At 62.4% G+C, this 20,635-nt stretch carries 18 protein-coding genes; 9 read left to right on the top strand and 9 right to left on the bottom strand.

The features are described 5' to 3' along the window. Positions 1-124: 124 nt before the first annotated feature. Positions 125-1,243, top strand: coding sequence for a hypothetical protein (locus VE26_RS14625; RefSeq protein WP_046105898.1), 1,119 nt, complete (start codon positions 125-127; stop codon positions 1,241-1,243). Positions 1,244-1,471: 228 nt separating this feature from the next. Here VE26_RS14625 and VE26_RS14620 read toward each other — a convergent pair whose 3' ends face one another. From VE26_RS14620 to VE26_RS14600, 5 genes are all read right to left on the bottom strand, one after another. After that, positions 1,472-2,743 (bottom strand): O-acetylhomoserine aminocarboxypropyltransferase/cysteine synthase family protein, encoded by a 1,272-nt coding sequence (locus VE26_RS14620; RefSeq protein ID WP_046105897.1) that lies wholly within the window; start codon positions 2,741-2,743, stop codon positions 1,472-1,474. Between the two features lie 128 nt (positions 2,744-2,871). Then, positions 2,872-4,482, bottom strand: coding sequence for a glycoside hydrolase family 43 protein (locus tag VE26_RS14615; RefSeq protein WP_046105896.1), 1,611 nt, complete (start codon positions 4,480-4,482; stop codon positions 2,872-2,874). 240 nt (positions 4,483-4,722) lie between these two features. After that, on the bottom strand, positions 4,723-6,030 hold the full coding sequence (xylA, locus tag VE26_RS14610; RefSeq protein ID WP_046105895.1) for a xylose isomerase: 1,308 nt from the start codon (positions 6,028-6,030) through the stop codon (positions 4,723-4,725). Beyond that, the gene (gene xylB / locus VE26_RS14605) at positions 6,027-7,490 is read right to left on the bottom strand and encodes a xylulokinase (protein WP_046105894.1); all 1,464 of its coding nucleotides are present in this window, start codon (positions 7,488-7,490) and stop codon (positions 6,027-6,029) included. The genes xylA and xylB overlap by 4 nt, the downstream gene beginning before the upstream one ends. Before the next feature lie 226 nt (positions 7,491-7,716). Then, positions 7,717-8,760, bottom strand: coding sequence for a LacI family DNA-binding transcriptional regulator (locus tag VE26_RS14600; RefSeq protein ID WP_160297856.1), 1,044 nt, complete (start codon positions 8,758-8,760; stop codon positions 7,717-7,719). 126 nt (positions 8,761-8,886) lie between these two features. Here VE26_RS14600 and VE26_RS14595 point away from each other — a divergent pair, with 126 nt between their 5' ends. After that, positions 8,887-9,897 carry an aldose epimerase family protein gene (locus VE26_RS14595; protein WP_046105893.1) on the top strand — a complete coding sequence of 337 codons (1,011 nt, stop codon included), beginning with the start codon at positions 8,887-8,889 and terminating at the stop codon, positions 9,895-9,897. A gap of 138 nt (positions 9,898-10,035) precedes the next feature. Then, positions 10,036-10,746, top strand: a complete 711-nt coding sequence (locus VE26_RS14590) for a helix-turn-helix transcriptional regulator (protein WP_046105892.1) — start codon at positions 10,036-10,038, stop codon at positions 10,744-10,746. Here the strand turns inward: VE26_RS14590 and VE26_RS14585 are convergent. Further along, complete coding sequence (locus tag VE26_RS14585) at positions 10,743-12,149, bottom strand: helix-turn-helix domain-containing protein (protein ID WP_152658864.1); 1,407 nt, start codon at positions 12,147-12,149, stop codon at positions 10,743-10,745. The genes VE26_RS14590 and VE26_RS14585 overlap by 4 nt on opposite strands. Positions 12,150-12,296: 147 nt before the next feature. Here VE26_RS14585 and VE26_RS14580 point away from each other — a divergent pair, with 147 nt between their 5' ends. Both VE26_RS14580 and aceA read left to right on the top strand, forming a co-directional pair. Further along, positions 12,297-12,524: a hypothetical protein gene (locus VE26_RS14580; RefSeq protein WP_152658863.1), complete on the top strand. Its 228-nt coding sequence runs from the start codon at positions 12,297-12,299 to the stop codon at positions 12,522-12,524. A gap of 137 nt (positions 12,525-12,661) precedes the next feature. Further along, positions 12,662-13,957, top strand: coding sequence for an isocitrate lyase (gene aceA, locus VE26_RS14575; RefSeq protein ID WP_046105890.1), 1,296 nt, complete (start codon positions 12,662-12,664; stop codon positions 13,955-13,957). 62 nt (positions 13,958-14,019) lie between these two features. Here the strand turns inward: aceA and VE26_RS14570 are convergent, their stop codons facing one another. The 3 genes from VE26_RS14570 to VE26_RS14560 are packed head-to-tail and all read right to left on the bottom strand — an operon-like array spanning position 14,020 to position 16,719. After that, positions 14,020-14,667: a DUF1294 domain-containing protein gene (locus VE26_RS14570; RefSeq protein WP_046105889.1), complete on the bottom strand. Its 648-nt coding sequence runs from the start codon at positions 14,665-14,667 to the stop codon at positions 14,020-14,022. A 60-nt stretch (positions 14,668-14,727) separates the two neighbouring features. Then, complete coding sequence (locus VE26_RS14565; protein WP_046105888.1) at positions 14,728-15,180, bottom strand: NUDIX domain-containing protein; 453 nt, start codon at positions 15,178-15,180, stop codon at positions 14,728-14,730. Positions 15,181-15,192: 12 nt separating this feature from the next. After that, positions 15,193-16,719, bottom strand: coding sequence for a YifB family Mg chelatase-like AAA ATPase (locus VE26_RS14560; protein WP_046105887.1), 1,527 nt, complete (start codon positions 16,717-16,719; stop codon positions 15,193-15,195). Between the two features lie 181 nt (positions 16,720-16,900). Here VE26_RS14560 and VE26_RS14555 point away from each other — a divergent pair, with 181 nt between their 5' ends. From VE26_RS14555 to VE26_RS14540, 4 genes are all read left to right on the top strand, one after another. Beyond that, positions 16,901-17,740 carry a glycoside hydrolase family 25 protein gene (locus VE26_RS14555; RefSeq protein ID WP_046105886.1) on the top strand — a complete coding sequence of 280 codons (840 nt, stop codon included), beginning with the start codon at positions 16,901-16,903 and terminating at the stop codon, positions 17,738-17,740. 93 nt (positions 17,741-17,833) lie between these two features. Next, on the top strand, positions 17,834-18,829 hold the full coding sequence (locus tag VE26_RS14550; protein WP_046106398.1) for an SPFH domain-containing protein: 996 nt from the start codon (positions 17,834-17,836) through the stop codon (positions 18,827-18,829). Between the two features lie 11 nt (positions 18,830-18,840). After that, positions 18,841-19,305, top strand: coding sequence for an NfeD family protein (locus tag VE26_RS14545; protein WP_046105885.1), 465 nt, complete (start codon positions 18,841-18,843; stop codon positions 19,303-19,305). Between the two features lie 65 nt (positions 19,306-19,370). Beyond that, positions 19,371-20,630, top strand: coding sequence for an outer membrane beta-barrel protein (locus tag VE26_RS14540; RefSeq protein ID WP_046105884.1), 1,260 nt, complete (start codon positions 19,371-19,373; stop codon positions 20,628-20,630). Positions 20,631-20,635 lie beyond the last annotated feature (5 nt).

Below are 20,635 nucleotides of genomic sequence, written 5' to 3'. Positions count from 1 at the left end.
AATGCCAACCGGCGGGGCAGGGGTTTGCACGGAGTTGTGGGAGGGGGAGAATGGGGTGGGGACTGTCAGCTTTGGGCGAAAGTGGGTACATTGCTGACTGCTAGTTGCATTTCGTGGGGCTGTAATGACGGAGAGAGTATCGCTGCGGCTCGATGAAATGCAGCCTGTACAACGAGTTGGGAATGCTTCAGGATTTTTTGCCAACTGGTCTGGTGGCATCCAGGCGATCCAGGCCGATGAGCACCGGTGGAGAATCCTGCCAGTACTGACCGGTGGGCGTCCCTGTGTAAATGGATTCTATTCCAAAGCCGCTATGCGGCAATTCCTCCTTCAGCGAGGACTTCAGTTTGTAGCCTTTGAAAGCATCAATTGGACCAACGGCGCATACACGTCGTACTGGTCACCCCAAATCCCCGGACAAACCAACTTCTTCCGTGGACCAGCAGACCTCTGGCAAAGCATATCGTCGAATATTGGCCGAGTACGCGGCCAACCTCAACTAGCCGCGCTAACCAACCCTACTCGGGAAGAGCTGGCCGCAATCCTTGACGCTCGCACAGAGCCTGAGCGGCTTGCGCAGTCGATCAGCCTCAGCCTCCATAACATGGATACCAGTGTCCGGGGGATATTCGAATTTTACCATGAAGAACTCACCAACCTGCTGGCACACGGACAGATAGATGGCAAGAGGTCGGCAAGTATGCGCGACCAGATATTGTTCGCTCATGTTCATGCCTTCTTTCTGCATCTTGGGTCAGCGCGCGACTATCTAGCGGCGCTGATAGCATGTCGCCTTGGGCACAACCCAAACGTAGTGGATTCACTGACAAACCTGCTCAAAGTCACCAGCCCGGCCGATGTGTCGGGAGAGCCCTTGCTGGCGCTTCTCTCATCAAGGGGCTACATCGCGCAACGCCCAAACAATCCTTTAAAGCTCCAACAGAATGGATGGCTCTGGCAGGCGACAGACCAGCGCAACGAGCTGACCCACAGGCGAACCTACGGCGACCTCTTCATTGAAAGCATGGGCCACCTTATTGCTCTTGATGCAGATGACGGCCTTTTCCGATATGTGCGGCCATTAGGCGGCTCTTATCCTGCCGACGACGTGTTCGATGCGATCCTCGAACACTATGCCAATACCACCGAGTTGTTCTTCGCCGCGGCCGGAGCGGCGGGCTACGACGCCAATATCCGGACTCTGACGGACGCTGACATCATTTCCGTCGAGGAACAATCGTGACGCGCCTTTAGCTGTCACGACTACAAACCCTGTTATGAAATAAGGGCACCCAAAAAATGGTGTCTCTGCCAGCCTTATACGACTAGTGGCACCTTTCGAGAATGTAAGAGCTAATTGCGAATGTCGGGAACGGTGCCCGGAAGCGGAGGTTATGGGATGCAAAAACACATCACCCCCGGACAAGGCCCGAGGGTGACTGTGGTACTCAGCGCCTAATGCCGCCCACCCTCAAGCCTTGGCCAGCGCCTGATCGATATCCGCGAGAATATCATCGACATGCTCGATGCCGGCCGAGATGCGCACGAGGTCTTCGCTGACGCCCGCTTTTTTCAGTTCTTCGGGCGAAAGCTGGCGGTGGGTGGTCGAGGCGGGGTGGCAGGCCAGCGATTTGGCGTCCCCGATATTGACCAGCCGCAGGATCAGTTGCAGCGCGTCGATGAAACGGCCGCCGGCGTCCTTGCCGCCTTCGATGCCGAAGGACAAAATGCCCGAGCCTGAGCCCTTGGAAATCTTCTGCGCCACGGCGTGATAGGGGCTGTCTTCGAGCCCGGCGTAATTCACCCATTTCACCTTGGGATGGCTCTTGAGGTGTCTGGCGATTTTGAGCGCGTTTTCGGCATGCCGCTCGATGCGGAGGCCCAGCGTTTCGAGACCCTGCAAAATCTGGAAGGCATTGAAGGGGGAAATGGCCGCGCCGGTATTGCGCAAAGGCACGACGCGGGCGCGCCCGATATAGGCCGCAGGGCCCAGAGCCTCGGTATAGACGACGCCGTGATAGGACGGATCGGGCTCGTTCAGCACCGGGAAGCGCTTGGCATTGGCCTTCCAGTCGAATTTACCGCTATCGACGATAATGCCGCCGATGGAGGTGCCGTGGCCGCCGATATATTTGGTCAGCGAATGGACTACGATATCGGCGCCGAAGTCCATTGGGCGGGTGAGATAGGGCGTCGCCACCGTATTGTCGACGATGACCGGCACGCCATGGCGATGGGCGATCTCGGCAATGCGCTCAATATCCACGACATTGCCCGCCGGATTGCCGATGGATTCAAGGAAAATGGCCTTGGTGTTCTCGTCGATGGCCTTTTCAAAGCCCTCGTAATCGTCGTGGCTCACCAGCCGCGTCTCGATGCCCTGGCGCGGAAAAGTATGGACGAAGAGATTATAGGTGCCGCCATAGAGCTGGGAGACGGAGACGATATTGTCGCCCACCCCGGCAATGGTCTGGATGGCATAGGTGATCGCCGCCATGCCCGAGGCCAGAGCGAGCCCGGCAATGCCGCCTTCCATTTCGGCGAGGCGCGCTTCGAGCACCGCCGTGGTCGGGTTCATGATGCGGGTATAGATATTGCCCGCGACTTTCAGGTCAAACAGGTCCGCGCCATGCTGGGTGTCGTCGAACGTATAGGACGTGGTCTGGTAGATCGGCACCGCCGCGGCCTTGGTCGTGGCTTCAGACTGGTAGCCGTGGTGCAGGGCTATGGATTCAAGTTTCATGAGACGCTCCCTTTGGTACTCGCAGGGGTCAGCCTCGGCCGGGCGCGCAGAAATGACAAGGCGCGGAAGAGGCAAGCCGTCCTCTCCCGCGCCCTGGTTTTAAAAAGGTTGTTCCGGCTTTTGCCGCCCTAAACCTCGTAGCGATCGCTCGGATCGTGCTGGGGGGTATAGGTGAAATAGTCGAAATGGGCCTGGCTCGCCGTGCCGTTCAGGTCACTTGCGGCAACGCCGACAAAGGCGCCGGTAAAGCTGCCATGGGCCTGGTGGCCGCCGCATTCGTCCGAGAGCAGGCTTGCGTCGAGCACCGGGCCGATGGGCTTTAGCTCCTCGCCGTCCATTGCGTAGAAGAATTGCAGCTTGCGGCCGCGAATGGTCAGCTTGAGCTTGATCTTGCCCGCATTAGGGATCCGCACCGGCTCGGCCGGAAAGCGCAGCTTGCCGTCGGGCCAGCTCATTTCCGAGGCCATGATCAAGAGTTCCCGCTGCCCGTCGGAATGGGCGCCCACGGTCAGGTAGAAGAAATTATAGCGGCTGTAATAGGCGGTGAGCCCGGCAAAGGTGCGTTCGTCGGTGGGGGCGAAATCGATCACCGTTTCCGCATCATAGGAAAAATGCGTCTGGCGGCGGGCGACCAGCGCCTGTTCGAACCAGGAGCCGGGGGCTTCGCGGCCGATCAGCGTCAGCTTGCCGTTATCGGTGTTGAAGATGCGCTCGGTCTCGGGCGTGCGCAGCCACTGGAAGTCCTTGTGCAGCCCGTTTTCGAACGTATAACGCTGCTCTTCCCAATAGGCGGCCTCGTCGCGGGTGCCGGGCACCTCGACATGCAGGCTCGGCACCGGGCCGTTCTTGACATAAAGCCAGTCGTCCTCGCCCCAATAGGCTTCCTGGATCGAGGTTTCCCGGCCCAGCACGCAGCGGCGCTCCTGGGTCGTCGGGCGGCCGCCGAGATGGACGAGATAGGTCTTGCCCTCGGGCGTCTCGACGATATCGCCATGGCCGGCGCGCTGGATGGCGGCCAGCGGGGCGTCCTTGGATGTCAGGATATGCTGGTCGGGATGGGTCTCGTAGGGCCCGTCGATATTGCGCGAGCGGGCAAAGGTGCAGGCATGGTCATAGGCCGTGCCGCCCTCGGCCGTCAGCAGGTAATACCAGCCATTGCGCTTATAGAGATGCGGCCCCTCGACGAGCTTGAGATCGGTGCCCTGATAGATGTTCTTGATCGGGCCGACGAGCTTGCCCTGCGCTGGATCGAATTCCTGCAGCATGATGCCGGCAAAGAGCAGCGGCCGGACGCGATGGTCCCAGGCCATGTTGACGAACCACTTCCTGCCGTCATCGTCGTGGAAGAGGCTGGGATCGAAACCCGAGGAATTGGTATAGACCGGATCGCTCCAGGGCCCCTCGATCTTGTCGGCCCAGACGATATAGTTATGCGCGTCCTTGAATGAGCCGTCCTTGCGCTTGACGTCGGTATAGACCAGCCAGAACTTTTCCCCGTCATGGGTGAGGCAGGGGGCCCAGACGCCGCAGCTGTCCGGATCGCCGCGCATGTCGAGCTGGGCCTTGCGCGTCAGCGGCCGCGACACCAGCTCCCAGTTCGCCAGGTCCCTGGAATGATGGATCTGCACGCCGGGAAACCATTCGAAGGTGGAGGTGGCGATATAGTAATCGTCCCCTACCCGGAGGATGGACGGGTCCGGGTTGAAGCCGGGCAGGATGGGATTGGTGATTTGCGGCATGGTGTTTCCTGTTCTTCTCCCCATGAGGGAAGGTGGCGCGCAGCGCCGGATGAGGGGAAGGTTCTGCGAGCGAAGAGAGCGCGGTGAACACCCCTTCACCCGCCTCGGGCTGCGCCCGATCCATCCTCTCCCGGAGGGGAGAGGATGGCGATCGGCCTCGCCAATCGAGCATAGCTCTCATGGCCTTCTCGCCTCAAATCGCGCCACTGGCGCGATTTGCCCTATCGGGACGGCTCACAGTCAGACGAAGCGGTTGACCAGGTTTTCGAGATATTCCTGGCGGCCCGAGCGCGGCTGCGGGTTGATGCCGTCGGCCTGAACCTTGGCCGCGATATCGGCCAGGCTGAGCTTGCCGCCCAGGATGTCCTGCCCAAGGCCATTGTCCCAGCCGGCATAGCGGTCATCGAGCAGCTTGTCGAATTCGCCATCCTCGATCAGCGCCACGGCGCCCTTGAGCCCGCGGGCCAGGGTGTCGAGACCCAGAACATGGCCGTGCAGCAGGTCAGCTGCGTCGAGCGACTGGCGGCGCACCTTGGCGTCGAAATTGAAGCCGCCCTTGCCCAGGCCACCCTGCTTGAGGATGTAGTAGAAGGCCAGCGCCATCTCGCCGGCATTGTTGGGGAAGTGGTCGGTATCCCAGCCGGACTGCAGATCGTTGCGGTTGGCGTCGACCGAGCCGAGCATGCCCAGCGAGGACGCAACGGCCAGCTCATGCTCGAAGGAATGCCCGGCGAGGAAGGCGTGGCCCACCTCGATATTGCACTTCACCTTCTTTTCGAGGCCGTATTTCTGCAAGAACCCGTAAACGGTGGCGACGTCATAGTCGTACTGATGCTTGGACGGCTCCTGCGGCTTGGGCTCGATCAGGATCTGGCCGGTAAAGCCGATCTTTTCGGCATGCTCGATCACCAGCGTTAGGAAACGGGCCATCTGGTCCTGTTCCTGGCCGATCTTGGTATTGAGAAGGGTTTCATAGCCCTCGCGACCGCCCCAGAGCACGTAGTTCTCGCCGCCCAGCTCGTGGGTCAGCTCCAGCACGGCCTTCACCTGGCCGGCGGCATAGGCGAACACTTCCGGATCGGGATTGGTGGCGGCGCCGGCCATGTAGCGGCGGTTGGAGAAGAGGTTGGCCGTGCCCCAGAGCAGCTTCTTGCCGCTTTGCTGCATCTTCTGGCCAATGATGTCGCCGATGACGCGCAGGTTCTTGTTGCTCTCGTCCAGCGTTGCGCCTTCGGGGGCCACGTCCACGTCATGGAAGGCGAAGAAGGGGACGTCGATCAGGTCGAAGAATTCGAAGGCCACTTCGGCCTTGAGCTTGGCGCCCTCGAGGCCCTTGTCGAACCAGGGTCGATCGAAGGTGCGGCCGCCGAACGGGTCGCCGCCTTCCTGGGCAAAGGTGTGCCAATAGGCGATGGCCGGACGGATATGGTCTTCCATCCGCTTGCCGGCAATCATTTCGTCCTTGTTGTAATGACGATAGGCAAGCGGGCTGCGGCTTTGCGGGCCCTCAAACTTGACCTGGGAAAGGCCCTTGAAAAAATCGGTCACGAACGTGCCTCCTCGATGGCAGGGTAGAGTGCGCGATAGCGCGCATAGTGATCGGAATAGGCGGCCGACAGCGACGTGTCGGGCGCGATTGTGGTCTTGATCGGCGGCATGGACATGACATCGGCCGGCTTGGCGCCGGTGGCGGCACAGAGGCCGAGCCGGGCCGCGCCCAGTGCGCCGCCGAAATCGCCGTCCTCGGGAAGGGCGATTTCCATGTCGAGATTGGTGGCCAGCATCTTGAGCCAGAGTGAGGACTTGCTGCCGCCACCCACCGCCAGCAGGCGATTGATCGAGGTGCCGGCATCGGCCAGCACCCGCTGGCAATCGCGCATGGCAAAGGTCACGCCTTCCATGACGGCCTGCGCCATCTGCGCCGCATCGGTGGATTGGGAAAGGCCGGTAAACGAGCCCCGGGCACCGGCATTGTTGTGCGGCGTGCGCTCGCCCGAAAGATAGGGCAGGAAGATCGCCTCGCCCGGCCCCTTGAATTGCGCCTCGGCTTCGCCGGCCAGTTCGGCCTGCTTCTTGCCGGTGATGCGGCTCAGCCAGTTGAGGCTGTCGGTGGCCGAGAGGATGACGCCCATCTGGTGCCAAGTATCGGGAATGGCGTGGCAGAAGGCGTGGACCGCGCCCTCGGTATTGGGGCTGAACTTTTCGTTGGAAACGAAGAGCACGCCCGACGTGCCGAGCGACACGAAACCCTCGCCGGGCCGGATCGCACCGATGCCGCAAGCGGCGGCAGCATTGTCGCCAGCACCCCCAGCGACCACGACCGGGCCGCTCATGCCCCAGCGGGATACGTATTCATCCTTGAGCTGTGCCGAAACGGCAGACCCTTCGACCAGAGACGGCATGTGCTCGCGGCTGAGGCCGGTCACGCCGAGCAATTCGTCCGACCAGTCGCGCTTCTTGACATCGAGCCAGAGCGTCCCGGCGGCGTCGGACATGTCCTCGACGTGCTCGCCGGTCAGCAAAAGCCGCACATAGGCCTTGGGCAGCAGCACCTTTCGTATCTGGCGGTAGATGTCCGGTTCGTGTTTCCTGACCCAGGCAATTTTCGGTGAAGTGAAGCCAGGCATGGCGATATTGCCGGCCAGTTCGCGCAAAGCGGGCAGGGCGGCTTCCATCTCGCCGCATTCAGCGGCCGAGCGGCCATCGTTCCAGAGAATGCAGGGGCGGAGCACCGCGTCATTCTCGCCCAGAAGCGTTGCCCCATGCATGTGGCCCGAGAGGCCGATGCCCTTGACGGCAGCCAGTTCAGCCGGATGGCTCTGCTTGAGCTTGTCGATGGCACCGAGCGTTGCCGTCCACCAATCGGTGGGGTTCTGCTCGGACCAGCCGGGATGCGGACGCACTGGCTCCACGGCGGGCGCGGAGGCCTCGCCCAGAGCCTTGCCGGCTTCGTCGATCAGCAGCGCCTTGACGCCGGACGTGCCGATATCAATGCCGAGAAATGTCATGAGGCACGTACCTCAGACGCGGTAAACCGAAACATGCCTTCTCCTCCTTGGCCCTTGCGAGCCGCGCCGCTTTTCGAATGGGCGCTTGTTTAGCGCAGATTGTCGCCCAGGAAAACGGCAATTTCAATGGGGTGTGTGGCGCGACATTTCCGTCGCGGGCCCTGGCCGTCGTGCCTTGCGCGTCATTGCGGCAAAAGCCGGGTCCTTTGGTCCGACACTCTCCGGCTCAGCGCAGATTATCGCGCAGAAAGATGCCGATCTCGATCGGATCGGTGACCGCGCTGCGATCGGTCGCCAGGGCCAATGCCCGCGCGGCGGCAATGGCCTCGCGAATTTCACCGTCCGGGTTCTGGTCGAGCACCACGTCGATGGCGCCCCCGATCAGGCCGGCGCGGGTCGGCGTGGTCAATTCATGGGCAATGACGCGGATCCTGCCGGCCTGGCCCGACCCTTCCAGCGCCGAGACCAGCCCCGCATTGCCGGCGCCCAGATTATAAAGCCCGGCAAGATCGGGGTGCTGGCGCAGCAGGGTCTCGACAATGGCTTGAGTCTCGCTGCGCTCGTCATGGCCTTCGAGCGGGCCGATGATCGTGAGGGCCGGAAACTCACGCGCCAGCCCCGCCTCGAAACCCTGAAGGCGCTCGGCATGGTCGCGCAGATGCAGCGAGCCGGCGATGATGGCCACCTTGCCACCATTGGGCAGAAAGCGCCCCAGCAGAGACGCGGCCGTGCGTCCGGCGGCAACATTGTCGATGCCGATGAAATTGCGGCGAGCCGAATGGGGCAGGTCCGAGACCAGCGTCATCACGGCAATGCCGCGCCGGTGGGCCGCATCCACCGCGGCGATCACTTCGGGCTCCTCGCTGGTGACGATCACCGCGCAATCGCAATGGCGGGGATCGAGGCTGTCGAGGCTTTGCGCCAAACCGGCCGAATCGAGCGCCTTGATGCGCCGCGTCTCGATATGGATACGGTCGGACAAGGCCATGGAAAAGCGCCGGTTTACCGCTTCGGCCAGGCTGTCCATGAATTCGTTGGAGCCATCGGGAATGAAGAAAACCACGTTGAGGTCGCGCGCCCGCGCCATCAGCGAGGCATTGAGGTCGCGGGCAAAGCCCAGGCTCTTGATGGCCTCGTCCACCTTTTGCGCCGTCGCCGCCCGCACGCCGGGGCGGCCATTGAGCACGCGATCGACCGTGGCCAGCGACACGCCGGCCTCTCGGGCCACGTCATGGACCGTGGCCCGGCGCTTCAAAGTGTCCTCGCTCAAGCCGCTATCCTCTGCCAGGCCCCATGCCGGCCACACTTGTTGGCCCGGGCGAAAACGTCAAGTGCAGCGTTGCAGCGCCCCGGCAATGGCGCTAGACCTCGCGGCCAAAGATTTCGGGAGAGAGACATGGCCGTCACGATTTCCACCTTCGGGGAGTTTTCCGGCGCACGCGTCGACCAGTTCCGGCTGACCAGCGACACCGGTGTCAGCGTCGACATCATTTCCTATGGCGTGGCGGTGCGCGACTGGCGCGTGCCGGTCGCCGGCGGCGAGCGCTCGGTGGTTCTGGGCTTTGACCAGTTCGAGGCCTATCCGGCCCATAGCCCGCATTTCGGTTCGCTGGCCGGGCGTGTCGCCAATCGCATCAAGAATGCCAGCTTCGAGCTCGATGGTGTCACCTACACGCTGCCCGCCAATGCCGGCGACCTGCAATTGCATGGTGGCGCGGAGGGCCTCGGACGCCAGGTCTGGAATGGCCAGGTCGACAATGCCAACAATGCGGTGCGTTTCACCCATTTCTCGCCCGATGGGGCCATGGGCTATCCGGGCAATGTCAATTTTGCCGCCACCTATACGCTGAGCGGCAACAGGCTGCGGCTCGAGCTGACGGCCACCACCGACCGCGCCACCCCGATCAGCCTGGTGCAGCATCAATATTTCAACCTGGGCACCACCGACACCGTGCTCGACCACACGATCCAGGTGAATTCCAGCGCCTATACCGAACTGGGCGCAGATCTCGCGCCCACCGGCGCCATCCTGCCCTCGCGCAACACCGATTACGACCTGCGTCAGCCGCGCACCATGCGCGATGCCAAAGGCGCGCCGGTCGACTACGATATCGGAATGGTCCTCGATACCGGCCGCCGCCATGGCGAGCCCATCGCCACCGTCTTGTCCCCGGATCGTGATCTTACGCTTAAACTGTGGACCGACCGTCCGGGCGTCCAGGTCTATAACGGCGTCTGGACCGATATTCCCGTTCCCGGGCTCAACGGTCGTACCTATGGCAAGCATTCGGGCCTCTGCCTCGAGGACCAGGCCTTTGCCGACGCGGTGCACAATCCGCATTTCCCCAATGTCATCTATTCGCCCGACCGGCCCTACAGCCATTGGTGCGAATTCGAGATCGCGTGATCTCAACGTCAACAGCCTGCTAACCTCAGCGGCCCGGTGCGACGCTCAGCGTTCACAGTCTGCTGACAGAATCGGGTAAAATCGAGCGCAATGCTGCTGCCTCCCCGCACCCAAGGAGGCAGGCATGGGGGCAAAGCCATGGACAAGACCGAGCGCCTCTTTTCCATCATGGACGCGCTGCGCCGGCATCGCCGGCCGGTCACTGCCGCTGCCCTGGCCGAAGAGCAGGGCGTTTCGGTCCGCACGCTCTATCGCGACATCCAGACCCTTATCGGGCTGGGCGCGCCGATCGATGGAGAAGCAGGGGTCGGCTATATGCTGAAGCCCGGTTTTTTCCTTCCACCGCTGATGTTTAGCGCCGAGGAGCTGGAGGCTCTGGTGCTCGGTGCGCGCTGGGTCGAAACCCAGCCGGACGACGGACTGGGCGCGGCCGCACGCAACGCCCTGGCCAAGATCGCCACCGCCTCTCCCGAGGATCTGCGCGACCGGATCAGCGATACAGCGCTCTGGCCCGTTGCCGTCTGGGGCGAGCGCAAGCCGATCCCGGTCCTGGGCGACATCCGCCTCGCCATGCGCCAGGAAAAGGCGGTCCGCATCGATTACGCAGACGTCGAGGGCCGCGCCTCCAGCCGCACGATCTGGCCGGTCGGGCTGGCATTTTATGAAGGAAAACAAACGATTGCGGCCTGGTGCCTGCTGCGGGAAAGCTTCCGGAGCTTCCGCACCGACCGCATTGTGAGCCTTTCCATCCTCGAGGACCGTTATGGCAAGCGCCGCGCCACGCTCGAAAAGGAATGGCGCGCCTCCTGGGTTCACGACCGCCTCTATGAAGACGGAAGCGAAAGCTAAGTCATTCGCGCATATAGGCTTTCGGGGCGTGATGTCTCATCGATCCGGAAGCGGTGATCGGCCGGCGGGTGTGCCCGTTGCGCGCATTCGAGCCGCGGACAGATGCGGCATCCCACCCCCACCGGCACCACCTGCTGCTCGCTGCCCAGATCGATGCCGTCCGAATAGATCATGTCCCTGGCGTGATGGATCGCGCAGCCCAGCCCGATGGACAGGTAGCGCCGGGGCGCATTGTAGCGATAGTCGCCCTTGGTAATCGTTCGCGCGACACAGAAATAGCGTTGTCCATCAGGCATTTGGCTGATCTGAACATTGATGCGCTCGGGTGCCAGAAACGCCGCATAGATATTCCATCGCGGGCAGGCCCCGGAGTGACGCGGGATATGGATGCCCGAGAGGGAAAAGCGCTTGGAGATATTGCCGGCAATGTCGGTCCGCACCAGATGCAGTGGCAGACCCGCGGCCCCCTTGCGCTGCAGCGTCGTCATGCGATGGCAAACCTGTTCGAACGAGGCGCCGAAACGCCTGCTTATCCGATCGATGTCGTAGCGGAAGTCCTTGCAGGCCTTAAGAAAAGGACCATAGGGCATGATCAGCGCGGCGGCGAAATAGGCCGACAGGACGTTGCGGGCCAAGGCGGGCGCGTCTCCTTCAGGCAGCTCGGACTCGGCGATGATCGCGTCGATATCGGAGCCTGCGCTGAGCAGACCAACCTGTTGCGCGAGGAGGAAATTCCCACTTTCCGCCGGCAAGAGGTCCGATAACAGGATCTGGCGGCGCGAGGGGTCGAATTGCCGCGCGATGGCTTGGGGCAGGGAGGCAAGACGCACTTCGAGGCCGAAGACATTGAAGAGGTAAGTCCTCAAGCCGGCTTCGAAATTGTCGCCGCTATTGTCGATATCCCCGCGCACGCGTTCGGCGCTATCCTCAAGAGAGGGGAAATGATTGGCGCTGGCCTGGAGAAAATCAGAAATGGCATCGGTGGCCAGGTGAAAGGGCTCCCCGGAACGGGCAGGGGAGGGCGCAGCACTGCCCGACACAAGCCCCCTGTAGCGATCATAGAGCCTGAGCATGGCCCGCGCAGCGGCGGGATTGGACTGGGCCAGGTCGCGAATATCGAAATTGGTGAGATCGCTGTCGGCAAAGATGTCGTCGCCAAACGCTTCCATCAAATCGCCGAGCAGCCGACCTTCGTCGCTCTCCACCAGCTCGCCCGGCTCGACGCCGAAATAGCCGGCGATGGAGAACAATAGAGGCACCGTCACCTTGCGGCGATTGTGCTCGATGAGGTTGAGGTAGCTGGCTGAAATGCCCAGCGCCGCCGCCAGGTCGGCCTGGGACAGATTGCGGCTCCGCCGCAGCCGGCGGATGCGGCCACCCAATTGGGCATCCTGGTTCTCCATCACCACCCCTCCCGATTTACAGACTTTACAGCCCGATATCCGATTCTTTACATCTCAGTGACAGGTTTACTCGCCCTTACTTGGATACTTCTTGCACATACTCCGATTTTGTCAAATCTTTACAGTCATCAGCACGAGGAGATGCAGATGACGAATACAAGCGAAAGTCGGGACGAATACGTCACCATCATTGCGCCGACTGCCAATGAGGCCATGGCTCAGTTCAAGGCGCGCGGCCTGGACGTTCAGGGCTACGCCATTGCAGGCCGCATCGGCCGACACCAGTTCACGCTGGTGGGTGGCGAAGACGCTCAGGAATTGTTTTCCGGCGCCGGCATGATCGCCGCCACTTTCGCCCGCAAGATCCCGGGCTAGTCCGCGCTGCGCAGCGGCTCAGGGTCGCCCGCCAAGCGGGTCGCAGATCAGTCCGACAAAACCGAAGTTTCACGTGAATCCCGATTTGCCGCCGTCATCGATGGAGCGGCGAAGCCATGTCAAAAGAGGAGAACGACATGCTGGACAAACCATTGGCCACCGAACATTTTCCAGCGCCCGACTATGCGCCAGATCGCTGGGCGCAGATCAGGCGAACCTATTCCCCCGCCGAGGTCCGCCGACTTGCCGGATCGCTGCCTATCCGCCATTCGCTGGCAGAAAACGGGGCACGAAAATTGTGGCAATTGCTGCACAGCGAAGATTTCGTCCCGACCCTGGGCACCTTTACCGGCAACCAGGCGGTCCAGCAGGTCAAGGCAGGGCTGAAAGCCATTTATCTTTCCGGCTGGCAGGTGGCGGCAGACGCCAACACCTCGGGCAACATGTATCCGGACCAATCGCTTTATCCCGTCGACAGCGTGCCGAGCGTGGTGAAGCGCATCAACAAGGCGCTGCAGCGGGCCGACCAGATCCAGACCATGGAAAAGGCCGACGGCATTGCCACCACCGATCTCGACTTCTTCGTGCCGATTATCGCCGACGCGGAGGCTGGCTTCGGCGGCGCGCTCAATGTCTTCGAACTGATGAAGGCCATGATCGAGGCGGGCGCGGCGGCCGTTCATTTCGAGGATCAGCTGGCTTCGGAAAAAAAATGCGGCCATCTCGGTGGCAAGGTTCTGGTGCCCACGAGCCAGTTCATCCGCACGCTCAACGCCGCTCGCCTTGCGGCCGATGTCATGGGCGTCCCCACGCTGATCATGGCGCGCACCGATGCGGAAGCGGCACGGCTGATCACCTCCGACATCGACGAGTGCGACAGGCCCTTCGTCACGGGCGAACGCACGGCAGAGGGCTTTTATCGCCTGCGAGGCGGCATTGAATGCGCCATTGCCAGGGGCCTGGCCTACGCGCCCTATGCGGACCTTATCTGGTGCGAAACCTCCACGCCGGATTTGGTCGAGGCGCGCCGCTTTGCCGAGGCCATTCGGTCCAAATATCCCGAGCAGATGCTCGCCTATAATTGCTCACCCAGCTTCAATTGGGCCAAGCATATGGACGAGGTCGCAATGGAGCAGTTCCAGCGCGAATTGGGGGCAATGGGCTATAAATACCAGTTCATCACTCTGGCCGGCTTTCACAATCTCAGCCTCACCACGTTTGAGCTCGCCCGCAGCTACAAGGCGCGCGGCATGGCGGGATATTCCCAATTGCAGCAGGCAGAGTTTGCGGCCGAGGCCAATGGCTTTTCGGCCGTGCGGCACCAGCGGGAAGTGGGAACCAGCTATTTCGATGCGGTGTCGCTGACGGTGAGCGAGGGACAAAGCGCCACCACTGCGATGGCGGAATCAACCGAGGCAGCCCAGTTTCATTGACCCGCAAGTCGCGCTGCAACTGGGTTGCGGCGCGATTCACGTGAAACACTTATCCACAGGGGTCACACTGATCCCACTGTCTTTGCCAGCTCCAGCAGATCAGAGGCTTGGATCCACCCTGCCGCAAAGCCGATCAACCAGAGCAGATGCACAAAGCCGATCAGGAGAGTGAAGGCAATAAAGGACGGTTTGGCCGTCTTATGGCGGAACACGGCCTGCCCCAGAAGCCCACCGACAATGCCGAAGGCCAGATCGCAAGCCAGAAGCATGGCCTCGCTGATGCGCCACCGACCCTCTTCGGCAAAGCGCTTGTCGGCGCGGTAGAGCAGAAAGGACACTGTGCCCATGATGAGGTAGAGCGGCAGGACCGCCCACGGCAATCGCCCCTCGAGCACGCCGACACCGATAGAGAAGGCGAGCACAAGGCCCAGCGTATAGCGCCATTCGAGCCGACGGCCTGCTTTTGGCTGGCCGCGCCGCAATGTGTCTCGTGTAGCCGCGAGGTTGGCGCCCGCGATCACCGCCTTTCGCGCAACGAGGCGGCCTTCCCGATCCAGGGCGGGCTCGAAGCGTAAGCGGTCGCCCTGACGTGGCCGCGTGGCGATGCGCGCGATTTCGCTGACATGAAGGAAGTAGCGCTTGCCATCGTCCCCGACCACAAAGCCGAAGCCGCGAGCGTCGTTCCACTGCATCAGATTGCCTGTCAACATGGTTCTCCCCCGATGGCACACAAAGGATCGCGGCTGTCGGTTAAAACGCTCTAACGCCTATTAGAAAATCGAGCGTCGCAGAGGCAGCTTGATCGGGAATCGCGTTCCCGCTTCCAAATCGTCCCAGAAACGGTCTCTGAGCACTTCTGGAAAGACATGGCCTTCTGGGAGTGCAGTCCGGTCGAACCAGCCGGCTTCGAAAATGGATTCCGCGGCGGCAGGGTTGCGCGTGACGTCGATGTCTCCGTCGATAAAGTCGGCGAGGTACCAGAACTTGACGATGCGCCCGCTCTCATCGACCAGCTCGTCGATATAGGCCAGGTTGCGCGCCTTGACGCGCAGGCCCGTTTCCTCGAACGCTTCTCGTTCTGCAGCGGCCGACAGGTCCTCGTCGCCTTCGACGCCACCACCGGGACCGGCCCAGAAATCATGACGACCGGGCCGAAAGTGACGGACGAGCAGGATTTTTCCCTTGTGAACAGCAAGGACACCGGCCGAAATTCTGTGTCTCATGGTCTTGCTCGCTCAAGCCGCGCCGAAATTGAGGCGATAGCTCAAGGCTTCGGCGATATGCGGGCGCGACACCGTGTCGACACCTGCAAGGTCCGCCAGGGTACGGGCCACTTTGAGGACCCTGTGATAGGCGCGTGCGGAAAGGTTAAACCGCTCGGCCGCCTGCAGCAGCAGCGCCTGGCTTTCCCGATCAGGCGCCACCAGCTTTTCCATAAGGGCGGCACTGGCCATAGCATTTGTGGTGACCCCAGGATGACCAGCCCCGGCAAAACGCTGGCTCTGCCGCTCACGCGCGGCAGCGACACGCCGGGCCACGACGGCCGAGGACTCGGCGGGAGCCGCCGGCGCAATCATGTCGGAGGCAGAAACGGCCGGCAGATCCACCCGAATATCGATACGATCGAGGAAGGGGCCCGAAATGCGGGCCTGATAATCGGCGGCACAGGCGGCACCGCGTTTGCACACATGGCCGGGCGTGCCCGCCATCCCGCATTTGCAGGGGTTCATTGCCGCTACCAGCTGCACCTGGCTGGGATAGGAAATTCGGGCATTGGCCCGGGCAATGACGGTTTCGCCGCTTTCGAGCGGCTGGCGCAGGCTGTCCAGCACACTGGGCGCAAATTCAGGGAGTTCATCAAGAAACAGCACGCCGTTATGGGCCAGGCTCACCTCGCCCGGCCTGACCTTGAGCCCGCCACCGACAAGGGCCGCCATGGAGGCGGAATGATGCGGGGCGCGGAACGGGCGCCGGTCGGAGAGCAGACCGCCGCTGAGTTCACCGGCAACGGACTGGATCATGGATACGTCGAGCAGCTCGCGCGGTGCGAGCGGAGGCAGGATGGAGGGGAGGCGGGTCGCCAGCATGGATTTGCCGGCGCCGGGTGGCCCGATCATCAGCAGGTTATGCCCCCCTGCAGCGGCCACTTCGAGCGCGCGCCGTGCCAAGGCCTGACCTCTGACATCGGCAAGGTCCGGCAGCTCGCCCGGCGCCAGAGTCTGCTTGCCCGGCCGGGGCCGTGCCTGCAATTGGTGGCCGGTAAGATGATTGGCCAGTGCGAGCAGATTGGGCGCGGCGAGAATATCGATCTCCTCGCTTGCCCAGGCCGCCTCCGGCCCGGAAGCCGCAGCACAGATGATGCCCTTGCCCTGCGCCTGGGCGGCAATGGCTGCCGGCAAAATACCACCGACATGGGCCAATCGTCCGTCCAGACCCAGCTCCCCCAAGGCCAGAAAACCGTCCAGACCATCCTGAGGGATCACCCCCAGGGCCGCCATCAGCCCGAGCGCGATGGGCAGGTCGTAATGGCTACCTTCCTTGGGGAGATCCGCCGGGGCGAGATTGATGGTGATGCGCTTGGGCGGCAGGCCAAGGCCTGACGCCGTGAGGGCGGCCCTGACGCGCTCCCCGCTTTCTCGAACGGCCTTGTCGGGCAGGCCCACGAGGATAAAGGCCGGCAGGCCGGGCGCGATCTGGACCTGAACGTCGACCGGCACTGCGTCGATGCCCTGAAACGCGACTGTCGAAACGCGGGTAACCATGCCGTCCTCACCCCAATTTAACGAAACGTTAGCAAAGGAAGTGCCGCCCGACAAGAACGTATGGCGAACGAAATAGGGCGCGTTAACCATACTGGGCGTCACAAGGGTTAACCTAAACCTCCATTAACCTGCCCATGTTGAATAAAATCCCAGTTTTGCCGTCTTATTCGAGTGTTTGCCCATGGCCATCGGCCCGATGACCCGATCGTTTTCGCACTTTGCCCGCACTGCCATTATCGGCGTCCTGGCCGTCGCGCTGGCCGCCTGTGCCAGCGGCGGCGGGCTCTATGGCGCCATTCCCGGGGACAACCGGCCCCATGCGGGGGTGGACCGGGCGCGGGGCATGCCGATCCAGGGGATCGACGTGGCGCGCTATCAGGAAAATGTCGATTTCCCCAAAGCGCGCGCGGCCGGCATCCACTTCGTCTTCATGAAGGCGACCGAAGGCAAGGATTACATCGACCCCGATTTCCAGAAGAACTGGATCCGGGCCCGTGATGCCGGCATGCCGCGCGGTGCCTATCATTTTATGACCTGGTGTTCGACGGCGGCGGAGCAGGCCGCCTGGTTTGCCAGCCAGGTACCCGCCGATCCCAGCGCGCTACCACCCGTGCTCGATCTGGAATGGAACAATCATTCGAGCTGCAAGGTACAGCCCAGCAAGGCTGATGCTTTGGAGCGCATCCGCATCATGCTGGACGCCATGGAACGTCACACCGGCAAACTGCCGATCATCTATACCGACATGAATTTCCATCGCGACATTCTTGAAGACGTCTATCTGCCCAACACGTTCTGGCTGCGCTCCACGGCTGCCGAACCCCATGAGCGCTACAAGAACCGCCCCTGGACCTTCTGGCAATATACCCAGACCGGCGTCGTGCCGGGCGTCAAGGGCGAGGTGGATCGCAATGTCTTTTATGGCAACCAGCAGGACTGGCTGACTTTCCTGTGGACTGGTTGCGACCCACGCGCCATTGCGGCTCTGCAGCCGACCGGCCGCTGTCAGGCAGCGAAATAGCTCGATCTGCCGCCGCCTTTCGAAAGCGGGTATGCACGAGCGCGCCCGGCACGATAATGTACCGGGCGTGATGGCAGAAAAGGCGGCATGGACATGTTTGGTGAATTCGGGTTCGACGGGCTGAGCGTGGCGCTGGTCGCTCTGGCTATCCTCTTGGTCCTGGTGCTGTTTGCCGGCGCCAAGACGGTGCCGCAGGGCTACAATTTCACCATCGAGCGCTTCGGCAAATATACCCGCACCCTCAAGCCGGGTCTCAACCTCATCGTCCCTTTCATCGACGTTATCGGCAAGCGCATTAACGTCATGGAGCAGGTGCTCGATGTTCCGCACCAGGAAGTCATCACCCGCGACAATGCCACGGTCACGGCCAACGGCGTCACCTTCTACCAGATCCTCGATGCCTCGGCCGCGGCCTATGAGGTAACCAATCTCGAGAACGCCATTCTCAATCTCACCATGACCAATATCCGCTCGGTCATGGGCTCGATGGATCTCGACGAGCTTTTGAGCCATCGCGACGAGATCAACGACCGAGTGCTGCGCGTGGTCGATACGGCCGTGTCGCCCTGGGGCGTCAAGATCACCCGCATCGAGATCAAGGATATCGATCCGCCCAAGGATCTCGTGGAATCGATGGGCCGGCAGATGAAGGCGGAGCGCGAAAAGCGTGCCACCATTCTGGAAGCCGAAGGACGCCGCCAGGCAGCCATTCTCAAGGCCGAGGGTGAAAAGCAGGCCCAGGTGCTCGAGGCCGAGGGCCGTCGCGAGGCCGCCTTCCGCGATGCCGAGGCGCGTGAACGCGCTGCCGAGGCTGAAGCCAAGGCGACCGAGCTCGTGTCCAACGCCATTGCCGCCGGCAATGTGCAAGCGATCAATTATTTCGTCGCCAATAATTACATCAAAGCGCTGGAGAGCATCGCCACTGCGCCAAACCAGAAATTGCTGATGCTGCCGGTAGAAGCCTCGAGCGTCATCGGTGCCATCGGGGGCATCGCCGAGATCGCCCGAGAAACCTTTGGCGGCGAGACACCGGCAGGTGCGACGCGCCCATCGAGCCGTCCGCCCAGCACCGGTGCCGACCGCAGCTGACGGGGACCGAAATGGAACTCTTCGCGCAAGCGGCAGCATATGGGCCGTGGGCCTGGATCGTGGGAGGCCTGATCCTGCTGGGGCTGGAGCTCGTTGTCCCAGGTGGTTTCCTGGTCTGGCTGGGCATAGCGGGCATTTTGACGGGGCTCCTGACACTGGTGCAGCCATTGGCATGGCCGGTGCAATGGCTGGTCTTCGGCACGCTGGCGCTGGGCAGTATCCTCGTCTGGACGCGCCTTGCGCGCCATCGTCGCTTGGCCAGCGCCGCGCCTGAACTCAACCAGCGCACCGATCGGCTGATTGGTCAGGAGGCGGTTCTCGCCAGCCCGATCGTCAATGGCTTCGGGCGGATGCCGGTCGGCGACACAATCTGGCGCGTTTCGGGCCCCGATCTGATGGCGGGGCAGCGTGTGCGCATTACCGGCGCCGATGGGGCGGTCCTGCGGGTCGAGCCGGTCGAGGAAAGCCTTCCTTAACCATAAGCTGCAAGGATCGGGCCGACGATGCCAGGCGGGTATCGCAGTTTCGGGCGGAGCAGGCATTGGCCGGTCGCGATTGGACATTGCTGCTGATGCTGGGCGCCAGCCTGTCGCTACCCGGTGTCGTCCTGGCCGAACCGCTGCAGCCGGACGCCGCAAAGCTCCATGACGATCGCCTCGCTCCCGGGGTTTATCCCGCGGCGCCAATCGCCGAACAGCCCAATGCCCCACCGTTCAAGCTCGATACATCGCTCGGCCTCAAGGGAACTTATACCAGCAGCAGCACTGCGGGCGGCAGCTTCTCGACCAGCCTTGCTCCCGCCTTCAGCGCCGTTCTGGAGGGGCGGCGCGTCGACCTGACGCTTTCCGGCGATGCCGAAATTGCCCGCCCCTGGGATGGCTCGGCCACGATTGAAGTTCCGGCCCTGCGCCTTGGCATTTCCGCGGCCAGCGCGCTTGATAGCGTGACGCGCGTCACTGGCGAAGCTGCCTTGCGGGTAACCCGCCCTCTGGCGAGCACGCCAGACCCCAATCCGCTGGTCGCCGTGCCCGCACAAGTGCTGACCGGCTCTGCCGGTCTCGGCATCGAACGCAGTCTCGGCAGGGTCAATCTGGCACTTAAAGGTGGCGTCGAGCGGACAGTCTACGGACCGACGCAGCGTTTCGATACCGGGCTCACCGACAATTCGGACCAGAATGTCTGGCAGGTCGATGCCAGCTTGCGCGCGGGCTTCCAGCTGACCCCCATCTTCGAGATTTTCAGCGAAGCCACGATCGGGCGCGATCTCTACGACAACGCGTCGGCCACGACTGGCCTGCGCGCGGATGCAACCAATAGTGCTCTGCGTGGTGGTATTGCCGGGCAATGGGGGAGCGTCTTCAGTGCCAGCGCCTCGATTGGTGCGGGCCACTATGATTTCTCAGAGGCCGGGCTCAGCGACTTCGCGACCCAGCTTTACGATGCGAGCGTAACCTTCACGCCCGATCCGACACTGGCGCTCAGCGCATCGTTGTCCACCGATGTGGGGCCGAGCGGCGCAGACAGCGCTGGCGCGGCGCGCATTACCCACGTCGCCACCGCCGGGATCGGATACACGGTCAATTCCTGGCTGCGGCTGCGCGCGTCTGCGGATTGGGGCCTTGCAGAAACGCAGGGCAGCGCCGAGACGGAACACAGTCGGGGCTTCGGCGCCGGCGCGGACTACACACTCAACAGCCATACAGGCCTTTCAGCCGACTACTCGTTCGTCCATCGCGACAATAGCCTTACCGGCACGCTCGATACGCACCGGATCGGCATTGGCGTGGTGCTGAAACGCTGATCGGG

It is taken from the genome of Devosia chinhatensis (assembly GCF_000969445.1).
Classification (GTDB): Bacteria; Pseudomonadota; Alphaproteobacteria; order Rhizobiales; family Devosiaceae; genus Devosia; species Devosia chinhatensis.
The sequence above is the reverse complement of the archived record's forward strand: the minus strand, read 5'-3'. Positions and strand labels throughout refer to the sequence as shown.

Coding starts and splice junctions, on each gene's coding strand:
- xylB (WP_046105894.1), bottom strand. CDS start 7,490: ATGACATTTCTCGGCATTGATATCGGCACGTCCGGCGTCAAGGCGCTG.
- VE26_RS14595 (WP_046105893.1), top strand. CDS start 8,887: ATGGCCGTCACGATTTCCACCTTCGGGGAGTTTTCCGGCGCACGCGTC.
- VE26_RS14560 (WP_046105887.1), bottom strand. CDS start 16,719: ATGGTTACCCGCGTTTCGACAGTCGCGTTTCAGGGCATCGACGCAGTG.
- aceA (WP_046105890.1), top strand. CDS start 12,662: ATGCTGGACAAACCATTGGCCACCGAACATTTTCCAGCGCCCGACTAT.
- VE26_RS14550 (WP_046106398.1), top strand. CDS start 17,834: ATGTTTGGTGAATTCGGGTTCGACGGGCTGAGCGTGGCGCTGGTCGCT.
- VE26_RS14590 (WP_046105892.1), top strand. CDS start 10,036: ATGGACAAGACCGAGCGCCTCTTTTCCATCATGGACGCGCTGCGCCGG.
- VE26_RS14620 (WP_046105897.1), bottom strand. CDS start 2,743: ATGAAACTTGAATCCATAGCCCTGCACCACGGCTACCAGTCTGAAGCC.
- VE26_RS14580 (WP_152658863.1), top strand. CDS start 12,297: ATGACGAATACAAGCGAAAGTCGGGACGAATACGTCACCATCATTGCG.
- VE26_RS14570 (WP_046105889.1), bottom strand. CDS start 14,667: ATGTTGACAGGCAATCTGATGCAGTGGAACGACGCTCGCGGCTTCGGC.
- VE26_RS14545 (WP_046105885.1), top strand. CDS start 18,841: ATGGAACTCTTCGCGCAAGCGGCAGCATATGGGCCGTGGGCCTGGATC.
- VE26_RS14555 (WP_046105886.1), top strand. CDS start 16,901: ATGGCCATCGGCCCGATGACCCGATCGTTTTCGCACTTTGCCCGCACT.
- VE26_RS14625 (WP_046105898.1), top strand. CDS start 125: ATGACGGAGAGAGTATCGCTGCGGCTCGATGAAATGCAGCCTGTACAA.
- VE26_RS14585 (WP_152658864.1), bottom strand. CDS start 12,149: ATGGAGAACCAGGATGCCCAATTGGGTGGCCGCATCCGCCGGCTGCGG.
- VE26_RS14565 (WP_046105888.1), bottom strand. CDS start 15,180: ATGAGACACAGAATTTCGGCCGGTGTCCTTGCTGTTCACAAGGGAAAA.
- VE26_RS14615 (WP_046105896.1), bottom strand. CDS start 4,482: ATGCCGCAAATCACCAATCCCATCCTGCCCGGCTTCAACCCGGACCCG.